This window comes from Variovorax sp. PvP013 (assembly GCF_050435945.1).
Taxonomy (GTDB): Bacteria; Pseudomonadota; Gammaproteobacteria; order Burkholderiales; family Burkholderiaceae_C; genus Variovorax.
This window is the reverse complement of record NZ_JBNDLF010000010.1, coordinates 106,348-124,558: the sequence shown is the minus strand read 5'-3', so window position 1 is coordinate 124,558 and position 18,211 is coordinate 106,348. Positions and strand designations below refer to the sequence as shown.

The 18,211-nt window shown below is 72.8% G+C and carries 15 protein-coding genes and 1 riboswitch; of the genes, 11 read left to right on the top strand and 4 right to left on the bottom strand.

The window, feature by feature from the left end; all coding sequences use genetic code 11:
- Positions 1 to 107 precede the first annotated feature (107 nt).
- The 6 genes from ABID77_RS19890 (at position 108) to ABID77_RS19865 (ending at position 6,943) form a co-directional block, all read left to right on the top strand.
- Complete coding sequence (locus ABID77_RS19890; RefSeq protein WP_429599572.1) at positions 108 to 2,039, top strand: sigma-54-dependent Fis family transcriptional regulator; 1,932 nt, start codon at positions 108 to 110, stop codon at positions 2,037 to 2,039.
- A 162-nt stretch (positions 2,040 to 2,201) separates the two neighbouring features.
- A complete protein-coding gene (locus ABID77_RS19885) occupies positions 2,202 to 2,489 on the top strand; it encodes a hypothetical protein (RefSeq protein WP_429599570.1) in 288 nt (95 codons plus the stop codon).
- A gap of 67 nt (positions 2,490 to 2,556) precedes the next feature.
- A riboswitch (yybP-ykoY riboswitch) is annotated at positions 2,557 to 2,737 on the top strand.
- Positions 2,738 to 2,741: 4 nt separating this feature from the next.
- A complete protein-coding gene (mntP, locus tag ABID77_RS19880) occupies positions 2,742 to 3,314 on the top strand; it encodes a manganese efflux pump MntP (RefSeq protein WP_429599568.1) in 573 nt (190 codons plus the stop codon).
- Between the two features lie 87 nt (positions 3,315 to 3,401).
- Positions 3,402 to 4,643 (top strand): EAL and HDOD domain-containing protein, encoded by a 1,242-nt coding sequence (locus tag ABID77_RS19875; protein WP_429599566.1) that lies wholly within the window; start codon positions 3,402 to 3,404, stop codon positions 4,641 to 4,643.
- Positions 4,644 to 4,751: 108 nt separating this feature from the next.
- Positions 4,752 to 6,413, top strand: a complete 1,662-nt coding sequence (locus ABID77_RS19870) for a hypothetical protein (protein ID WP_429599564.1) — start codon at positions 4,752 to 4,754, stop codon at positions 6,411 to 6,413.
- Complete coding sequence (locus tag ABID77_RS19865) at positions 6,410 to 6,943, top strand: hypothetical protein (RefSeq protein ID WP_429599561.1); 534 nt, start codon at positions 6,410 to 6,412, stop codon at positions 6,941 to 6,943. The genes ABID77_RS19870 and ABID77_RS19865 overlap by 4 nt, the downstream gene beginning before the upstream one ends.
- Here the strand turns inward: ABID77_RS19865 and ABID77_RS19860 are convergent.
- The gene (locus ABID77_RS19860) at positions 6,936 to 7,835 is read right to left on the bottom strand and encodes a LysR family transcriptional regulator (protein ID WP_429599559.1); all 900 of its coding nucleotides are present in this window, start codon (positions 7,833 to 7,835) and stop codon (positions 6,936 to 6,938) included. The genes ABID77_RS19865 and ABID77_RS19860 overlap by 8 nt on opposite strands.
- A gap of 117 nt (positions 7,836 to 7,952) precedes the next feature.
- Here ABID77_RS19860 and ABID77_RS19855 point away from each other — a divergent pair, with 117 nt between their 5' ends.
- The 3 genes from ABID77_RS19855 to ABID77_RS19845 all read left to right on the top strand — a co-directional run bounded on the left by ABID77_RS19855 (position 7,953) and on the right by ABID77_RS19845 (position 11,398).
- The gene (locus ABID77_RS19855; protein ID WP_429599557.1) at positions 7,953 to 9,185 is read left to right on the top strand and encodes a CaiB/BaiF CoA transferase family protein; all 1,233 of its coding nucleotides are present in this window, start codon (positions 7,953 to 7,955) and stop codon (positions 9,183 to 9,185) included.
- Positions 9,182 to 10,216: a hydroxymethylglutaryl-CoA lyase gene (locus ABID77_RS19850; RefSeq protein WP_429599554.1), complete on the top strand. Its 1,035-nt coding sequence runs from the start codon at positions 9,182 to 9,184 to the stop codon at positions 10,214 to 10,216. Before ABID77_RS19855 ends, ABID77_RS19850 begins: the two co-directional genes overlap by 4 nt.
- Before the next feature lie 93 nt (positions 10,217 to 10,309).
- Entirely contained in the window at positions 10,310 to 11,398 is a 1,089-nt protein-coding gene (locus tag ABID77_RS19845) for a Bug family tripartite tricarboxylate transporter substrate binding protein (RefSeq protein ID WP_429599551.1), read from the top strand.
- 21 nt (positions 11,399 to 11,419) lie between these two features.
- Here the strand turns inward: ABID77_RS19845 and ABID77_RS19840 are convergent, their stop codons facing one another.
- Together ABID77_RS19840 and ABID77_RS19835 are read right to left on the bottom strand one after the other, a co-directional pair.
- The gene (locus ABID77_RS19840; RefSeq protein ID WP_429599549.1) at positions 11,420 to 12,376 is read right to left on the bottom strand and encodes an extracellular catalytic domain type 1 short-chain-length polyhydroxyalkanoate depolymerase; all 957 of its coding nucleotides are present in this window, start codon (positions 12,374 to 12,376) and stop codon (positions 11,420 to 11,422) included.
- A 70-nt stretch (positions 12,377 to 12,446) separates the two neighbouring features.
- Positions 12,447 to 13,430 carry a Bug family tripartite tricarboxylate transporter substrate binding protein gene (locus tag ABID77_RS19835; protein ID WP_429599547.1) on the bottom strand — a complete coding sequence of 328 codons (984 nt, stop codon included), beginning with the start codon at positions 13,428 to 13,430 and terminating at the stop codon, positions 12,447 to 12,449.
- A 369-nt stretch (positions 13,431 to 13,799) separates the two neighbouring features.
- On the opposite strand from ABID77_RS19835, the gene ABID77_RS19830 reads away from it, so the two are divergent.
- Positions 13,800 to 14,624, top strand: coding sequence for an aldo/keto reductase (locus tag ABID77_RS19830; protein WP_429599620.1), 825 nt, complete (start codon positions 13,800 to 13,802; stop codon positions 14,622 to 14,624).
- 29 nt (positions 14,625 to 14,653) lie between these two features.
- Here ABID77_RS19830 and ABID77_RS19825 read toward each other — a convergent pair whose 3' ends face one another.
- On the bottom strand, positions 14,654 to 15,562 hold the full coding sequence (locus ABID77_RS19825; RefSeq protein WP_429599545.1) for an NAD(P)-dependent oxidoreductase: 909 nt from the start codon (positions 15,560 to 15,562) through the stop codon (positions 14,654 to 14,656).
- Between the two features lie 128 nt (positions 15,563 to 15,690).
- On the opposite strand from ABID77_RS19825, the gene ABID77_RS19820 reads away from it, so the two are divergent.
- Positions 15,691 to 18,207 carry an AI-2E family transporter gene (locus tag ABID77_RS19820; protein WP_429599542.1) on the top strand — a complete coding sequence of 839 codons (2,517 nt, stop codon included), beginning with the start codon at positions 15,691 to 15,693 and terminating at the stop codon, positions 18,205 to 18,207.
- The last annotated feature ends 4 nt before the right edge of the window (positions 18,208 to 18,211 follow it).

Genomic DNA, 18,211 nt, shown 5'->3' with positions numbered 1-18,211 from the left:
CCCGCATTGCCCCGTGTCGCGAACTGCGACACAGTGCGCGACAACCGTCGCGCCATGCGACGGCATGCGACAACCGACAAGCGACCGCGACACGCAGGAGACGACCGATGACGAATGCGACGGGCATGGTGCGACGGACCGACCGGGCACGCGAGGTGTTCTTCAACCAGGGCCGCGTGCCCGAGGAGGACATCGCCTCGCACATCGCCCGGTCCTGGGCGCGGTCGCGCGGTGCCGGCGTGCTGGCGATGGCGGCGACGCCGCTGGACGCGGCCGGCCTGCGCGAACGCCGCGAGGCCTCCCGCCTGCTGCTCGCGAGCGCCCAGCCCGAACTCGACGCGCTGGCCGAGCACGCCATCGGCCAGGGCTGCGTCGTCATCGTCACCGACGCGGCCGGCGTCATCCTCGACGAGATCGGCAGTCCCGACTTCCTGCCCAAGGCCGAGCGCGCCGCGCTGCTGCCGGGCGTGGAGTGGTCGGAGCGGAGGTGCGGCACCAACGCCATCGGCACGGTGCTGGTCGAGCGGCGGCCGCTGGCCATCCTGGGCGGCGAACACTTCCTGGCGGGCCACGGCGCCCTGGGCTGCGCGGCGGCGCCGATCTTCGGCGGGCGCGGCGAGATCGCCGGCGTGCTGGACATCTCCGGCGACGCCATCCGCATCGACGGCCACACCCTGGGCCTGGTGCGCATGGCCTCGCAGCAGATCGAGCACCGGATGATGCTGGCGCAGGCCACCGGCGACGTGCTGCGCTTCCACGTCAAGCCGGCGGTGCTGGGCAGCCCGCGCGAGGGACTGCTCACGGTCGTCGACGGCCGGATCGTCGCGGCCAACCGCATCGCGCTGGCGCTGCTGGAGCGGTCGATGGACGAGATCCTGGACCAGCCGCTCGACCGCTGGTTCGGCCGGGCCTGGCGCGACGGTGGCGGCGATGCCTTCGGGATCGCGCTGCCCGGCGGTCGGCCGGTGGTGGCGCGCCGGCAGCGCGGCGCCGACTGCCGGGTGCCGCCCGCCGTGACGGCCCGCCCCGCCCGGGCGTCGCGGCCCGCCCGACCCGAAGGCATCGAGGACGCCGACCCCGCAGCGACCCACGAGGATCCGCGGGTCGCGCGCGCGCTCGCGCAGGCCGTGAAGGTGATCGACGCCGGCGTCGCCGTGCTGGTGACCGGCGAGACCGGCGTCGGCAAGGAGGTCTTCGCCCGCCGGCTCCACGCGGCGAGCCGGCATCGCGACGGCCCGCTGGTGATCGTCAACTGCGCCGCGCTGCCGGAGAGCCTGATCGAGTCCGAGCTCTTCGGCTACGACGAGGGCGCCTTCACCGGCGCCCGTCGCCAGGGCACGATCGGACGCATCCGCGAGGCCGCCGGCGGCACCCTGATGCTCGACGAGATCGGCGACATGCCGCCGCTCCTGCAGACCCGCCTGCTGCGCGTGCTGGAGGACCGCACCGTGCAGCCGCTGGGCGGCGGCCGGGCGGTGCGGGTCGACTTCCAGCTCGTCTGCGCGACGCACCGCGACCTCGCCGCGCTGGTGGACGCCGGACGCTTCCGCGCCGACCTGATGTTCCGGGTCAACGGCCACGAGGCGCACCTGCCGGGCCTGCGCGAGCGCTGCGACCGCGGCGCGCTGGTGCGGCGCCTGTTCGCCGAGGCCGGCGGCCGCGACAAGCGGCTCGCGCTGGGCGACGACGCCTTCGACGCCCTGGAGCGCCATGCCTGGCCCGGCAACGTGCGCGAACTCGTCGGCGTGCTGCGGACGCTGGTCGCGCTGGCCGATCCGGGCTCCGAGGTCACCGTCGACGCCCTGCCCGCGCGCCTCCTGGCTGTGGCGCCGTCGCCACAGAAATCGATTCGACGGGTCGACGCCGCGCAGCCGGCCGTCGACGACGGGCGGCCCCTGCCGCTCGCCGACGTCACCCAGCAGGAGATCGCGCAGGCGCTCGCCGCGACGGCCGGCAACGTGGCACGGGCCGCCGCGCGCCTGGGCGTCCACCGCAGCACCGTCTACCGCCATCTGGAACGCGCACGGCGCACGTGTTGACCCCGGATTCTCCAGACACGGCGCTGATGGCGGCGCATGGGTACCTCATTTCGCCGATGTAATCAATTAGTACTTTGTTCTGCCAATAGCAATCATCTGACACGCCGTATGTGGGAAAGTTGTAGATGATCCATTCATCGATTCTTGGTCAAGAGGTCTGCGATGTTCTTCAATCTGTTCAGCGCCCACCCGAGCGCGCACCTCAAACGGGCCGTGCTCATGCTGCATGAAGCCCAGATGGCGCGGCTCGAACACGAAGCGGCGGCGGAGCATCACGGCGCACTGGCGCGGATGTACGCCGAGCGCGTGCAGCGTCTGGAGGCCGAGGTCTATCGGCCGCAGCGTGTCGAGACCGAGGACAAGGTCGTCGAACCCGCCGGCCCGGAAAAGCAGGCGCCCCTCTACTCGCTGGACGGCAACCGCCGGGCATCGCTGCCTTCGGCGGCCTGAACTCGGACAGCTCGAGAAGCCGTCGACCGACGCGACGGGATCGGTGGAGGCGGTGACCCGTTAGACTCTCCCTTCCCTTGGGGAGTAGCCAGCTTCCATCTTCTGGAAGCGCTCGCGTCAACATGCTCGGCATTTCGCATGCCGTGGCGCGGGTAGCCGTTCGACGGTCGGCGAGACCATCGGCATGCCACCGCGACGCAGGTCGGGCAGCGGGGCGTGCCCGTGCGCTCGCCCGGCCGAAAACGTTCCCACATGAATCTCGCTTCCACCGCCGTGCTCGCCCTGGCGATGTCCACCGACGCCTTCGCCGCCGCCGTCATCAAGGGCACGGCCCTGCAGAAACCCCGCTGGTCCGAGGCCCTGCGAACGGGTGGCATCTTCGGCGTCATCGAGGGTCTCACGCCGCTCATCGGCTGGTGCCTCGGCTATGCCGCCGCGAGCTACGTCAAGTCCTGGGACCACTGGATCGCCTTCTCCCTGCTGAGTCTGCTCGGGCTGCGCATGGTGCTCGCGGCGCTGAACTCCTCGCCGGAGGAGGACAGCGAGAAACCGACGCGCCACGGCTTCTGGCTGCTGGCGATCACCGGCTTCGCCACCAGCATCGACGCGATGGCCGTCGGCGTCGGCCTGGCCTTCCTGGACGTGAGCATCGTGCCGGTCGCGCTGGCGATCGGTTTCACCACCTTCGTGATGGTCACGCTCGGCGTGATGGTGGGCCGGGTGCTGGGCAACATCGCCGGACGCTGGGCCGAAGGCTTGGGCGGCGTGCTATTGATCGGCATCGGCTGTGCAATCCTTCACGAACACCTCAACGGACTGGCCTAAAGCCCGGCGCCGATCGGCCGAAGAGGAAAGCAAGGGGAAAGTTCTAGCCTTCCCATCGCCCACCCTTCTCCCTTCCCTCCACCGAACATGGCGCCACCGCTGCAGACGCAAACGCCCCGGCCGGCACGCCCGCTCGCCATGCGCCGCATCCTGGTGGATGCGGATGGTCAGGTCGCGGGCTACCGGACCTCGCCGCTGCGCTCGACCGGCGACGGGACGATGGCCGTCGGCCCCGCGGCACCGTGGGACGACGAGGGGTGCGAGGACGCGGACGGCTGCGCCGTCTTCGCCAAGCCGACCTTCGTCCGCTGCACCTGCGCCGAACTGGCGGCGGGCGATTTCGCCGACCTCGATCCGGCGACCACGGTGTTCGACGTGCGCGAGAGCGCGGGCATGTCCTCCCCCAGCCTGCTGCAGGAGCGCGCCGCGCTCGAGGCGGCCAGGAGCCAGGGCTTCAGGCTGGCCTTCGACGCCAAGCTGCTGCAGACCACCCATGCGGCCTTCATGCCGCTGACGTCCTTCGTCGTCCTCGACATGGGGGCGCTGGAGGTCGATCGGGCGGCCACGGTCGCGCGGGCGCTCAGGAGCCGGCAGCAGGCGGCGACGGTCGCCGTCCAGGTGCGCACGCCGGCCGTCTTCAAGGCTCTCGCCGATGCCGGCGTAACGCTGTACGAGGGCCTGTGGTTCGCCGAACCGACACGCCGTGCGGCAGCGACCCCCGTGGGCCACGCGGGCCTGCTCGAACTCATGAACATGGTCGCGCGCGATGCCGAGGTCACCGAGATCGAGGCCGTGCTCCAGCTGCAGCCGACCACCAGCTACGAACTGCTGCGGCACATCAACACCGCCGGCTTCGGCCGCCGTGGCGAAGTGACCTCGTTCCGGCACGCCGTCATGACCATCGGCATGGCCCGGCTGCTGCGCTGGACCGCCCTGCTGCTGGCGCGCACGCGCGTGGACGACGTCGCGCCGGCGGCCAGCACCCTGGCGGTCGTGCGGGGCCGGTTGATGGAACTGCTGGTGCGCGAATCGCTGCCGCCGGCCGACGCCGACCTCGCCTTCATCGCCGGCATGTTCTCGATGCTCGACGTGCTGCTGCAGGTCCCGCTCGACCAGGCGCTCGGCATGCTCAACCTGCCCGCGGCGGTGACCGACACCGTGCTGCGCGACCGGGGCCCGCTCGCCCGCTACCTGCAGATCGCCCGGGCCTGCGAGAAGAACGACATGGCGACGCTGGCGATCCTGGCCGAGCGCTTCGGCATTCCGATGGACCACGCCATGCGCTCGCACGGGGACGCGCTGGCCTGGGCCGAGCGCCTCGACCGCTGAGCGCCGTCCTCGGCCCGTGGCGACGCCGCCACGGCGCGCCACCGCGGGACGTCGGGACTTTCCCGCCGGCCTGACTATCCTGAACATTCCTAAGACAATCGACGCCCCATGAAAGCACTCCCTCACGATCCCGACGTTCCGAACGCCCGCCGGCGTTCCGGACGCCCCTCACTCGCCCGGCTGGGCCGCTTCTGGATGCCCGCGCTGGCATCGCTGATGGTCGGTGCGTGCGGCGGCGGCGGGGGCGGCGACAGCGCCGCGCCGGCCGGTGGGACGACGACACCGACGGCACCCGCCCCGGCGGCGGCCATGGTGTCGCTGCGCGGCGTGGCCACCTACGACTACGTCCCCAACGTCACCGGCGAGCTCGCCTACGCCTCGACCGCGCAGCGGCCGATCCGGGGCGCGTCCGTCGACATCGTCGACGGCGCCGGCGCCGTGGTGGCCAGCGCGCGCACCGACGCGAACGGCGCCTACGGCGCGCAGGTGCCCGCCGGCACGTCGTTGTCGGTGCGCGTCAAGGCGCAGATGGTGGAGACCGCCGGCAGCGCGAGATGGGACGTGTCGGTGCGCGACAACACCCAGGGCAACGCGCTCTACACCCTGGAGACGCCCGCCTTCCAAGTCGGCACCGACGCCGTCGTGCGCAACGTCACGGCGCCCTCGGGCTGGACCGGGAGCTCCTACGGCGCCTCGCGCGCCGCCGCGCCCTTCGCCATCCTCGACACGATCTACACCACGCAGGCGAAGGTGCTGTCGGTGGCGCCGTCGACCGTGTTCCCGCCGCTGCGGGTGTACTGGAGCGTGAACAACCGGGCGGCCAACGGCGACATCGCCCAGGGCGAGATCGGCAGCACCGCCTTCGTCACCAACGCCTCCGGCTCCGCCATCTACCTGGTGGGCCGCGAGAACGTCGACACCGAGGAGTACGACGCCCCGGTCATCGCGCACGAATGGGGCCACTACTACCAGACCAGCTTCAGCCGGGACGACTCGCCCGGCGGACCGCACGCCGCCGCCAACCTGCTCGACCGCCGCCTGGCCTTCTCCGAAGGCTGGGGCAATGCCTGGTCCGGCATCGCCCTCGACCGCGCCGACTACACCGACTCCTTCGGCCCCGGACAGAAGCAGGGCGCGCGCGTCGTGCTGGGCACGCCGCCGACGTCGAACCCCGGCTGGTTCCGCGAGGACTCGATCCAGTCGATCCTCTGGAACCTCAACCACCAGGTCGGCTTCAAGCCGATCCACGACGCGTTCACGGGTTCCCTGCGGCGCGGCGCCGCGGTGACGTCGATCCATTCGTTCGCGGCCGCCCTCGGCAGCGCCTCGCCCACCAGCGCCCCGGTGCTGGCCGGGTTGCTCGGCGGCCAGGGCATCTCCGCCTCGACGACCGACCCCTTCGGCACGGGCGAGGCCAACAACGGCGGCGTCGCCTCGGCGCTGCCGCTCTACCTGGGCGCGACGGTGGGGGTCAACACCCAGGTCTGCGTCAACTACCAGGCCGGCACCCTCAACCGGCTGGGCAACTACGCCTACCTGCGCTTCACCGCGCCGACGACGCGCAGCTACGTCATCGGCGTCAACGGCGGCGCGGGGACCGATCCCGACCTCGCGGTCTGGGGCACCGGCGTCGGCCTGGTGTCCACGGCCCGCGCCGCCGGTGTCGCGGACTCCGTGACCGCGACCCTGCCGGCGGGCGACGTCGTCGTCGCGCTCCACGACTACAACAACTCGACGGCCTCGCCATGCTTCAACGTCACCATCCAATGAAACGTCCTCCGGCCTGCATCGCGACCGGCCTGCTGATGGCCGCCCTGACGCTGCCGCTCGCGGCCTGCGCCGACACCGCGCCCCGGTCCGCCGGCGTCGTCCCCGCCAAGGCGCCGCTGCGCCTGGAGACCGCGCCGCGCAAGGCCAACGGTTCGGGCATCGAGGTGCGCTACCAGGTCGAACCCGCGACGGCGCCCGGTCAGACGGTGCGCGTGACGCTGGTCCTCGACGGCGTGACCGATCCGACCGGCGCCTCGGTGCGCCTGGCCGCCGACGGCGGCCTGACGCTGCTGCAGGACGGCGCGGCGCGCGCGCTGCCGGCCGGCCGGACGACCACGATCGAGGCCGACGTGACGCTGCAGGGCACGGCCCCGGGCTACCTGAGCGTCTTCACCACGCAGAACGGCATGGGCAGCGCGACGTCGATCCGGGTACCGGTCGGCGCGGGCGCCGCCGCCGCACCCGCGCCCGCCGCGAACCTGAAGACCACGCCCGAGGGCGAGAAGCTCATCGTCGTTCCGGTCAAGTGACCGGCGGCCGGGCCCCGCACAGGTGATCGACCAGGCCGCGCGCGGCCGGCGACAGGGCCTCCAGCGAGCGCACGGCCACCACCAATTGGCGCCGGGCCCAGGGCTCGTCCAGCGTCACGGCGCGGACATTCAGCGCTGAAAGATACAGCCGCGCGCTCAGGCGCGGCAGCACGCCGATCCCCAGGCCGGCGGCCACCATCAGCGACATGGCGTCGTAGCCGCTGACCTGGATGCGCAGCCGCAGCGGCAGGCCCAGCTCGCCGGCCGCCCGGTGCAGCCGGTCGTTGACCGCGCTGCCCGGGTGCGCGCCGACGAAGTCGTGGGCCAGGGCCTCGCGCAGCGTCGCCTTGCGGCGCGAGGCCAGCGGATGTCCGCGCGGCACGATCAGCACCAGTTCGTCCTCGCGGTAGGGCAGCACGGTCAGCGCCTCGCCGTGGGCGCCGGCGTTCAGGATGCCGATGTCGGCGCGGCTGTCGGCCACGGCGCGCGCGATGGCGCTGCTGATGCGCTCCTGCAGGTGCACCTGCACCTGCGGCGCCGCGTCCAGGAAGCTGCGCAGGTCGTCGGGCAGGAACTGCGTGATGGCCGAGATGTTGGCGAACACGCGCACGTGACCGCGCAGGCCGCCGGCGTGGCCGGCCATCTGCTCGGCGATGTCGTCCAGGCCGTGGAGCACGCCGCGCGCCAGCCCCAGCAGGGTGTGCGCCGCCGCCGTCGCCTGGGTGCCCTTGTTGCTGCGCTGGAACAGCGCGGTGCCCAGGGTGCCTTCCAGCTCGCTGAGGCGGTGGCTGACGGCCGCCGGCGCGAGGTGCTCGCGCCGCGCCGCCGCGGCGATGGTGCCCTCCTCCATGACGGCGACGAACAGGCGCAGCGAAACGGGGTCGAGTCTCATGGCGGCCCATTACACACCGCGCACCGCGTGGTCGAAGTGCCGCCATCGCGGATGGCGATGGCAGCGTCGCCAATGGCCGCTTTGCACCGGGCGACGGGATGGCCATCATCGCGCTCCATGACCGATTCCAATGCTTCCTCCGCACCGGGCGCCGCCGCGTCCCCCGGCGCGCTCGCCGGCCTGCGCGTGGTCGAGATGGGCCAGCTCATCGCCGGCCCCTTCTGCGGCAAGACCCTGGGCGAGTTCGGCGCCGACGTCGTCAAGATCGAGGCCCCCGCCACCGGCGACCCGCTGCGCAACTGGCGCCTGCTGCAGGACGGCACCTCCGTCTGGTGGCAGGTGCAGTCGCGCAACAAGCGCTCCGTGGCGCTCGACCTCCGCGCCAAGGAGGGCCAGGACATCGCCCGCGCGCTCATCGCCGAGGCCGACGTGCTGATCGAGAACTTCCGTCCCGGCACGCTCGAAGGCTGGGGCATGGGCTGGGACGACCTGCGCGCGCTCAACCCCGGACTGGTCATGCTGCGCATCTCCGGCTACGGCCAGACCGGCCCGTACCGCGACCTGCCGGGCTTCGGCGCCATCGGCGAGGCGATGGGCGGGCTGCGCCACCTCACCGGCGAGCCCGGCCGCGTGCCGGTGCGGGTGGGCGTGTCGATCGGCGACACGCTCGCGGCCCTGCACGGCACCATCGGCGTGCTGCTGGCGCTCTACCACCGCAAGGCCCACGGCGGGCCGGGCCAGGTGATCGACGTCGCGCTGCACGAGGCGGTGTTCAACGTCATGGAGAGCCTGCTGCCCGAGTACAGCGCCTTCGGTGCCGTGCGCGAGGCCGCCGGCAGCGCCCTGCCGGGCATCGCGCCGTCGAACGCCTACCGCTGCGCCGACGGCTACGTGCTCATCGCCGGCAACGGCGACAGCATCTTCCGCCGGCTGATGCAGGTGGTCGGCCGCGCCGACCTCGCCGCGGCCGCCGACCTGCAGGACAACGCCGGGCGCGTGGCACGCGTCGAGGAGCTCGACGCGGCCATCGGCGCCTGGACGCTGTCGCGCCCCATCGCCGAGGTGCTGGCGCGACTGGGCGAGGCCCGCGTGCCGGCCGGCAAGGTCTACACCGCGCGCGACATCCACGAGGACCCGCACTACCGCGCGCGCGACATGATCCTGCGCCAGACCACGCGCGACGGCCACGACATCGACGTGCCCGGCATCGTGCCCAAGCTGTCGCTGACGCCGGGCACCGTGCGCTCGGCCGCGCCGCGCCTGGGCGAGGACACCGACGCCGTGCTGCGCGAGGCCGGCCTCACCCCCGAACAGATCACCCTGCTGCGCGCCAAAGGAGCCATCGCATGACCACCGACCTCTCCCCCATCCCCGGCACGGCCGACGCCGCCGACGTCTGGCGCGGCGCCCGCCGCCGGCTCCACCTGCAGGAGGTCGGCCCGCGCGACGGCCTGCAGATGGAGGCCGCCTTCGTGCCGACGGCCGACAAGATCGCGCTGGTGGACGCCCTCTCGGCCGCCGGGCTGGCCAAGATCGAGGCCACGGCCTTCGTCTCGCCGCAGGCCATTCCCGCCCTGCGCGACGCCGAGGTCGTGCTGCGCGAGATCGAGCGCGCGCCGGGCGTGGTCTACACCTGCCTGGTACCCAACCGGCGCGGCGCCGAGCGCGCCATCGAGGCCCGTGCCGACGAGCTCAACCTGGTGATGTCGGCCAGCGAGACGCACAACCTCGCCAACCTGCGCATGACGCGCGCGCAGTCCTTCGCCGCGCTCTCGGGCGTGATCGCGATGGCCGAGGAGGCGCGGGTGCCGGTCAACGTCTCGCTCTCCTGCGCCTTCGGCTGTCCGATGGAGGGCGACGTCGCGCCGGCCGTGGTGCTGGACTGGGCCAGCCGCTTCGTCGAGGCCGGCGCGCGCGGCATCACCCTGTGCGACACCACCGGCATGGCCTACCCGACGCAGGTCGCGGCGCTGGTGCGCGCGTTCCGGGCGCGCCTGCCCGGCAGCGAACTCACGCTGCACTTCCACAACACGCGCGGCATGGGCCTGGCCAACGTGCTGGCCTCGATCGACGCCGGCGCCGACCGCTTCGACGCCTCGCTCGGCGGCCTGGGCGGCTGCCCCTACGCGCCGGGGGCGAGCGGCAACGTCTGCACCGAGGAGATCGTGCACGCGCTCGAACTGATGGACTACGACACCGGTTGCGACCTGACGCTGCTGCTGGCGGCGGCGCACCGCCTGCCGGCGCTCATCGGCCACGAGATCCCCAGCCAGATCGCCAAGGCCGGCCGCCGGCTCGACCTGCACGTGCCGCCGGCGGATTTCGCGACCTGGCGCGACCGGGCGCACGCGCGCGACGCCGGCACGCCGATCGAGACCTGAGGCCGCACCGCACCGCACCGCGCTTCGACCTTCCCGCGACCGGATTCCGTCCGGCGCTTTACCGACAGAGACACGACCAGGGACCGCTTCCAGATGACCGATTCCACGCACACCTCGCTCCCGACGCACGCCCACGGCCGTGCGGGGCTCCACGCCGGTCCCGGCACGACCGTCGCGCCGGCCGTGCCCCGGCGCGCGCTCGGCACGCTCGCGCTCGCCGGCCTGCTGGTCGCCGGCCTGGGCATCGCCGCGCCCGGTGCGCGGGCGCAGGGCGGCGCGGCCGACTACCCGAACAAGCCGGTGCTGATGCTGGTGCCCACCGCCGCCGGCGGCACCACCGACCTCGCCGCGCGCATGCTCGGCGTGCCGCTGGGCACGGCGCTCGGCCAGACGGTGGTGGTCGACAACCGGGGCGGCGCCAACGGCGGCATCGCGGCGGTGGCGGCCAAGCGCGCCGAGCCCGACGGCTACACGCTGCTGATGCAGTACTCGGGCTACCACGTCATCACGCCGCTGGTCAGCAAGCAGGCGCCGCAGTGGGACGCCAAGGACCTGACGCCGGTGGCCAACGTGCTGTCGGCGCCGCAGATCGTCGTCGTGCGCGCCGACCTGCCCTTCAAGACCATGGCCGAACTCGTCGCCTACGCCAAGGCCAACCCGGGCAAGCTCAACTACGCCTCGTCGGGCAACGGCTCGCTGCAGCACGCCACCGGCGCCATGCTGGAGCAGCAGGCCGGCATCCGGCTCACGCACATCCCCTACAAGGGCACCGGTCCGGCGCTGCAGGACCTGCTCGGCGGCCAGGTCGACCTGACCTTCGGCACCGCGCCGCCCTTCGTGCCGCACATCCAGTCGGGCAAGCTGCGCGTGCTGGCGACCACCGGCAAGACCCGGCTGGCCAGCCTGCCCGACGTGCCGACCACCGCCGAGGCCGGCCTGCCCCGGCTCGACGCCACCTCGTGGTTCGGCGTCTTCGCTCCGGCGAAGACCCCCCGTCCGATCGTCGACAGGCTCTCCGCCGAGATCGCCAAAGTGGTCTCGACGCCGGCCTTCAAGCAGAAGGCGCAGGACCAGGGCGCGACGGCCGACTACCTCAATCCGCAGCAGATGGACGCGCTGGTCAAGGCCGAGACCGGGCGCTGGGCGGAGGTCATCAAGGCGGCGAAGATCGAGGCCGACTGAGGACGCCACCGGCCGGCTCGTTCACGACCGGCGCGGGTTCTCCAGGAAGAAGCGCAGCATCTCGGCGCTGGCCGAGACCCCGGCGGCATCGGTGTAGCTGCCCTGCGCGTCGCCGCCCGACCAGGCGTGGCCGATGCCGTGCAGCTCCCAGTGCTCGACCGGCCCGGCCACCGCCGTGGCGGCGTGGCAGGTGCGCGTGAAGCGCTTGCCCTGCGCCGAGACGCCCTGGAGGCGCCGAGCCGGCGTACCCCCGAGCAGGTCGAGGCCGCGCGCGGCCTCGACCATCGCCACGCCGTTGGACGGATGCACGACCTCGTCGGCATCGCCCTGGAAGACGATCGTCGGCAACCCGCCGTTGCGACCGACGGTGGGCCGGACGCCGTGGCGCATCGCCGACAGCGCCGCCATGGCGTCGCCGGCCGCGCCGCGCGGCAGGCCCGAGTGGATCCCGGCGGCGGCGAACAGGTCGGCGTGGCAGTCGGCGAGGATGGCCGCCATCGAGCCCCCCGCCGACAGCCCGGCGACGTAGACGCGCGCCGGATCGACGCCGTGGGCCTGCACCACCGCGCGCACCAGGCCGGCGAGCATCGCCGGCTCGCCGCGGTCGCGCTGCTGGTGCTGGGGCTTGAACCAGTTCCAGCAGCCGTGCGAGTTGGAGGCCTTCTTCTGCTCGGGGTAGACGACCACGACGTTGCGCGTGCGCGCCAGCGCGTTCATGCCGGTGCCGGTAGCGAAGTCGAGCGGGTCCTGGCCGCAGCCGTGGAGCATCAGCACCAGGGCGCGCGGCGACGCCGGACCCGAGAGCAGCGGCGGTACGTAGAGCCGGTAGTCGATGCGCCGGCCCTCGTGGGTGGCCTGCTCCTCGGTCCAGCGCTCGGGCACGAGCGTGACGAGGGCGGCCGGGGCACGGCGCGACGGCAGATGCCGGCGAAGGAGGGAGACGACGCGTTCGTACAGACGCCGCAGGGGGAATTTCATTCGGGGGCAACCGGACGGACAGAACGCCGCATGGTAGACGACGGCTCCCGTCGCGGCCGGCGCCCGGCGCTCAGTCCAGCGTCGCGCCCGAGGCCTTCACCACCCGCTCCCATTGCGGCAGCTCGGTGCGGATCAATGTCGCGAAGGCGGCCGGCGTGCCCTTGAAGACCTCGCAGCCCTGCGCGGCGAGCTGCTCCTGCACGTCCTTGCCGTCGAGCGCCTGCGCGAGCGCGGCCTGCAGCCGGTCGATCACCGGCTGCGGCGTGCCGGCCGGGGCGAGCAGGCCGTACCAGGGCGTGGTGCCCAGGCCCGGCAGGGTCTCGCCGAGGGTCGGCACGTCGGGCAGCGCGGCGATGCGTTTCTCGTTGGCCACCGCCAGCACCTTGAGCTTGCCGCCCTTGATGAAGGCGATCGACGAGGGCAGGCTCTGCACCGACAGCGGCAGTTGGCCGCCCACCACGTCGGTCACCGCCGCCGCCGAGGTGCGGTAGGGCACGTGGACCATGTCGATGCCGGCCTGCTTCTTGATCATCTCGCCGATCAGGTGGTTGAGCGTGCCGTTGCCGGCCGACGCGTAGCTGATCGAGCCCGGCGGCGCGGCCTTCACGCGCGCGATCAGCTCCTTGACCGAGTTGGCCGGGAAGGCCGGGTTGGCCACCAGCACGTAGCCCGCCGTGGCCACGGTGCCGATCGGCGCGAAGTCCTTGACCGGGTCGAAGCCGATGTTCTTGTAGAGCCACGGATTGACGACGTGCGCGCTGTTGGTGGTGAGCACCAGCGTGTAGCCGTCGGGCTTGGCCTTGGCGACGTAGGCGGTGCCGATGTTGCCGCCGGCGCCGGGGCGGTTGTCGATGACGACGCTCTGCTTGAGGACCGTCGCCAGCTTCTGCACCACGATGCGCGCGATGGCGTCGTTGGCGCCGCCCGCGCCCTGGGGCACGACGACGGTGATCGGTTTGTCGGGATAGGCGCCCTGCGCCAGCACGGGCGCGGCGAACAGGGTCGCGATCAATGGCAGGGCCAGCCGCCGGGTCAGGGGCATCGGGAATCTCATGGGGGGTGTCTCCGGGTCGTTGTCGCCGGCCGGGCCGGCGTGGATGAAAAGTCCGGGCCGGAATTTGCCATGAAGGTCGCTTCGTCGCTGCGATCCGGCCCTTTCGGCTTGCAGACCGGCGGGACAAATTCCGGTAGACCGGAGCATCCCTTCCACCGCTCGACCCCGCAGCCCGCAGGCATGACAGATTCCGCTCCGCCCGACCCCTCGCCCCGTGCGCCCGGCCCGACCCGCGCGCAGCTGCTGCGCCGCGCCGCCGGCCTGTCGCTGGCCGCGCTGCTGCCGCCCGCCGTCCACGGCCAGATCCCGGCGCCCGGCGGTTCCGCCACGCCCGCCGGACCCGCCGTCGCGCCGCCGTCCGCCTCCCCGATGCACACCCGTCCCATCCCCTCCTCCGGCGAGGCCCTGCCGGTCGTCGGCTGCGGCACCTGGATCGGCTTCGACCACGCGCCCGGCAGCGCCGAGCATCGGCGACTGCCGGGCGTGCTGCGCGCGCTGTTCGACGCCGGCGGCCGCGTCATCGACGGCTCGCCCATGTACGGCCGCTCCGAACAGACCACCGGCGAGCTGCTGGCCGCCGCGCCGGCGCCGCAGCCGCCGGCCTTCCTGGCGACCAAGGTGTGGACGCGCGGGCGCCAGGCCGGCATCGCGCAGATGGAGCGTTCCTTCGAGCTGCTGCGCACCCGGCGCATCGACCTGATGCAGGTGCACAACCTGGTCGATTGGCGCACCCAGCTCGCCACGGTGCGCGCCTGGCAGGCGCAGGGCCGCATCCGATATGCCGGCATCACGCACTACACCACGGCGGCCTTCGACGAGGTGGAAGCCGTGCTGCGCGCCGAGCCCCTGGATTTCCTGCAGATCAACTACGCCATCGACGACCGCGAGGTCGAGCGCCGCCTGCTGCCGCTGGCCGCCGAACGCGGCGTGGCGGTGATCGTCAACCAGCCCTTCGGCGGCGGCGGCCTGCTGCGCCGGCTGCACGGGCGGCCGCTGCCGGGCTGGGCGGCGGAGATCGGCGCGACCAGCTGGGCGCAGGTGCTGCTCAAGTTCACGCTCGCCCATCCGGCCGTGACCTGCGTGATCCCCGGCACCAGCCGGCCGGAGCACATGGCCGACAACGCCCGCGCGGGCACGGGCCCGCTGCCCGATGCGGCCTTCTGGCGCGGCCGCATCGCCGACGTGCTCGCGTGAAGCGGCGCGACGCCGTCCTCGCGGCCTCTTCAGCGGCCGTCGCCGCGCCGGGTGAGCAGCGCGACCAGCTCGGGCACCAGCGCCTGCGGGTCGCCGTGCGCCACGGCGTCGTCGAAGGTGCGGCGCACGCCCTCGGCGATGGCGCGCGCGGCGTGGCCGTCCTCGGCCATGGTGGCGTAGTAGCCCAGGTCCTTGACCGCGTTCGACATCGCGAAGCGCAGGCCGCTCGCGTCGCCCGCGAGCAGGAAGGGCTTGAGCCGCTCCAGTGCCATGCCGCCGCCGCCGCCCTTGGCCAGCACGTCGACGAACACTTCCGGCGCCACGCCCGCGCGGGCGGCGCAGGCCGCGGCTTCCGCGATCAGCGCCACCGAGCCGAGCGACACGTAGTTGTGCAGCAGCTTCATGCGGTGGCCCGCGCCCACCGGACCGACGTGCGTGATGTTCTCGGCGAAGCACTTCAGCAGCGGCAGGCACTGGGCGAACAGCGCCTCGTCGGCGCCCACCAGCAGGTTGAGCCGGCCCTCGGCGGCTTCCTTGGGCGTGCGCGTCATGGCCGCGTCCATGAAGCGTCCGCCGGCCTCGGCCACGCGCGCGGCCAGGCGTTCGGTCGACGTCGGGATGGCGGTCGAGCAGTCGATGACCACGCTGCCGGGGCGCAGCGTCGTCAGCGCGCCGCCCTCGCCCAGCAGCACGGCCTCCACCTGCGGCGAGCCGGTGACGCACAGCAGCAGCACGTCGACCGTCGCGGCCAGGTCGGCGGGGGTGTCGAGGACCGTGGCGCCGGCCGCCACGAGGTCGTCGATCGGCTGGTTGCCTGCGTGCGCCAGCACCGCGAGCGGATGACCGTGCTTCTGGATGTTGAAGGCGATGCCGTGGCCCATGAGGCCCACGCCGATCAAGCCGATGCGCTGCGGGTGTCGTTCTTGCTGTGTCTGCATCCGTGTCTCCTGTTCGTCGGTTGGTTGAGAAGTGATCGCATTGTGAATTCGAAGCCGCCGGTTGCACCGGCTTTCCCATCCTCGCCCCCCGGCGCCCTCGCCTCGCGCACCCCCACCGGAGTTCCGCAGTGACAGATTTCGAGAAGACGGCCCAGGACATGGCGCCCCCCCGCCCGCGCGAGCCCGTGGAGGACCCCGCCGAGCAGGTCCACCTGGCCTCGCTGCGGCAGATGAACGATCCCGGCAACGTGCTGCTGACGCTGCTGCCCGAGCTTCGGCTGGTGATGGGCCTGGCGACCGCCGCCATCATCATCGCGGCGCTCTACTTCGGCCGCGACATCCTCATCCCGCTGGCGCTGGCCATCTTCCTGGGTTTCGTGCTCGATCCGCTGGTGGTGCGGCTCAAGCGCCTGGGCCTGCCGCGCATGCCGGCCGTGGCGGTGGTGGCCGTCGCCACGCTGGTGCTCATCGGCCTGACCGGCCTGTTCCTGGCCAACCAGGTCAGCACGCTGAGCGCGCGCCTGCCGACCTACCAGAACAACATCGTCGACAAGCTGCGCGACCTGCGCGAGGACGCCGACAAGCCCGGCATGTTCGACGGCGTGTCCAAGACCTTCGAGACCCTGCGGCGCGAGATCAACCTCCCGGCGACGCCGCCCGCGCCGGCGGCGGACGCGACGCGCCCGGGCGCGCGCGACCTGACGCCGCGGCGCGTGGTCATCGAGGAGACGCCACCCTCCGCTTTCGAGACCGCGACCGAATGGCTCAAGCTGGGCAGCGGCCCGCTCGCCACGGCGGGCATCGTGATGGTCTTCGTGGTGCTGATCCTGCTCGACCGGCTGGACCTGCGCGACCGCATGCTGCGCCTGTGGGGCGGCAGCCTGCACCGCTCGACCGACGCCATGGACGAGGCCGGCGCGCGCATCAGCAAGTACCTGACGATGCAGCTGGTGGTCAACGCCAGCTACGGGCTGCCGTTGGCCCTGGGGCTGTGGGTGATCGGCATCCCGGGGGCACTGCTGTGGGGCGCGACGGCCATCGTCATGCGCTTCGTGCCCTACATCGGGCCGATGATCTCGTCGGTGTTCCCGCTGACCCTGGCCTTCGCCATCGACCCCGGCTGGCACATGGTGCTGTGGACGGTGGCGCTCATCGGCGTGCTGCAGATGGTCAGCAGCAACTTCGTCGCGCCCTGGCTCTACGGCGCGAGCACCGGGCTGTCGGCGATCTCACTGATGGCCTCGGCGATCTTCTGGACCGCGCTGTGGGGGCCCGTCGGCCTGGTGATGTCGACGCCGCTGACGGTGTGCCTGCTGGTGATCGGGCGCTACCTGCCGCGCCTGCAGTTCCTCGACGTGCTGCTGGGCAGCCAGCCGGCGCTCGACGCCCCGACGCGCATCTACCAGCGCCTGATCGCCGGCGACGTCGAGGAGGCGATCGAGCTGGCGCACGAGCAGACCAGCAACGTCAAGGTCACGGCCTTCTACGACCAGGTCGGCCTGCCGGTGCTGCGCATGGCCAGTCAGGACCAGGGCAGCGCGTCGACCGCGCACCACCGCCACCGCATCGTCATCGGCATGGAGACGCTCATCGACGACGTGGCCGAGCAGCATCCCGGCGCCACGGTGGGCGCCCGGCCGACCACGGTGTGCATCGGCGCCAAGTGGGAGATCGACACCCTGGCCGCGCGCATGCTGGCCCACGCGCTGTCGCTGGAGGGCCTGCCGGCGGAGCACCGGCCGGCGGCCACCATCAGCGCCGACTACATCGCCCGGCTCGACCTCAAGGGCGCGCAGGTGGTGCTGCTGTCGTACTTCAGCCGCGACCCGCAGGTGCCGGCGCGCCACTTCTGCCGCCGCCTGCGCCGGCGCTGGCCCGACATCCACATCATCCTGGGCCTGTGGAACGCCCCGGCCGACCTGCTGGGCGAGGCGGCCTGCAAGTCGCTCGGCGCCGACGCCGTGGTCACCTCCGTCACGGAGGCCGTCATCCGCATCGTCGCCCTGACCGGCGCCCGGCTCGACCAGGGTTTCCTGGTGCCGGAGACGCCGGCCGACGACGGCATCCGGATGGAGGCGCTGCGCACCAGCGGCGCGCTCGACACCCGCGCGATGCCGCTGTTCGAGGCCGCCTCCAAGCGCGCGGCGGACATCTTCGACGTGCCGCTGGCGATGGTCTCGCTGATCGAGGAGGACCGGCAGAACGTGCGCGCCGCCCACGGCCCGCTGGTCACGCCCGACGCCTCCGGCGTGGCGCCGGTGACGGCCGACGAGCTGAACCTGCCGCGCCCGCTGTCGATGTGCGGCCACGTGGTGGCCAACGCGCAGACGATGGTCGTGCCCGACATCAGCCGCGACCTGCGCTTCGCCGGCAACCCGGCCATGGGCGCCAAGGGCGTGCGCTTCTACGCCGGCGCGCCCCTGCGCGACGCCGCCGGCCACGTCCTGGGCACGCTGTGCCTGCTCGACGTCGAGCCGCGCGTGCTGAGCCAGCGCGAGGTCAAGCTGCTCGAGGCCATGGCCGACGACGTCATGACGCTGCTGCGCCAGAACCGCGCCCAGTGGGGCGACCCGCTGCCCGCCGGTGGCGACCCGTTCGGCCCGCCCGCTTCCGCGACGGTCGGGCAGCCGCTGCTGGCGGGGTGAGAAG

Coding starts and splice junctions, on each gene's coding strand:
- ABID77_RS19870 (WP_429599564.1), top strand. CDS start 4,752: ATGAAAGCACTCCCTCACGATCCCGACGTTCCGAACGCCCGCCGGCGT.
- ABID77_RS19885 (WP_429599570.1), top strand. CDS start 2,202: ATGTTCTTCAATCTGTTCAGCGCCCACCCGAGCGCGCACCTCAAACGG.
- ABID77_RS19860 (WP_429599559.1), bottom strand. CDS start 7,835: ATGAGACTCGACCCCGTTTCGCTGCGCCTGTTCGTCGCCGTCATGGAG.
- ABID77_RS19875 (WP_429599566.1), top strand. CDS start 3,402: ATGGCGCCACCGCTGCAGACGCAAACGCCCCGGCCGGCACGCCCGCTC.
- ABID77_RS19850 (WP_429599554.1), top strand. CDS start 9,182: ATGACCACCGACCTCTCCCCCATCCCCGGCACGGCCGACGCCGCCGAC.
- mntP (WP_429599568.1), top strand. CDS start 2,742: ATGAATCTCGCTTCCACCGCCGTGCTCGCCCTGGCGATGTCCACCGAC.
- ABID77_RS19845 (WP_429599551.1), top strand. CDS start 10,310: ATGACCGATTCCACGCACACCTCGCTCCCGACGCACGCCCACGGCCGT.
- ABID77_RS19840 (WP_429599549.1), bottom strand. CDS start 12,376: ATGAAATTCCCCCTGCGGCGTCTGTACGAACGCGTCGTCTCCCTCCTT.
- ABID77_RS19825 (WP_429599545.1), bottom strand. CDS start 15,562: ATGCAGACACAGCAAGAACGACACCCGCAGCGCATCGGCTTGATCGGC.
- ABID77_RS19830 (WP_429599620.1), top strand. CDS start 13,800: ATGCACACCCGTCCCATCCCCTCCTCCGGCGAGGCCCTGCCGGTCGTC.
- ABID77_RS19835 (WP_429599547.1), bottom strand. CDS start 13,430: ATGAGATTCCCGATGCCCCTGACCCGGCGGCTGGCCCTGCCATTGATC.
- ABID77_RS19855 (WP_429599557.1), top strand. CDS start 7,953: ATGACCGATTCCAATGCTTCCTCCGCACCGGGCGCCGCCGCGTCCCCC.
- ABID77_RS19865 (WP_429599561.1), top strand. CDS start 6,410: ATGAAACGTCCTCCGGCCTGCATCGCGACCGGCCTGCTGATGGCCGCC.
- ABID77_RS19890 (WP_429599572.1), top strand. CDS start 108: ATGACGAATGCGACGGGCATGGTGCGACGGACCGACCGGGCACGCGAG.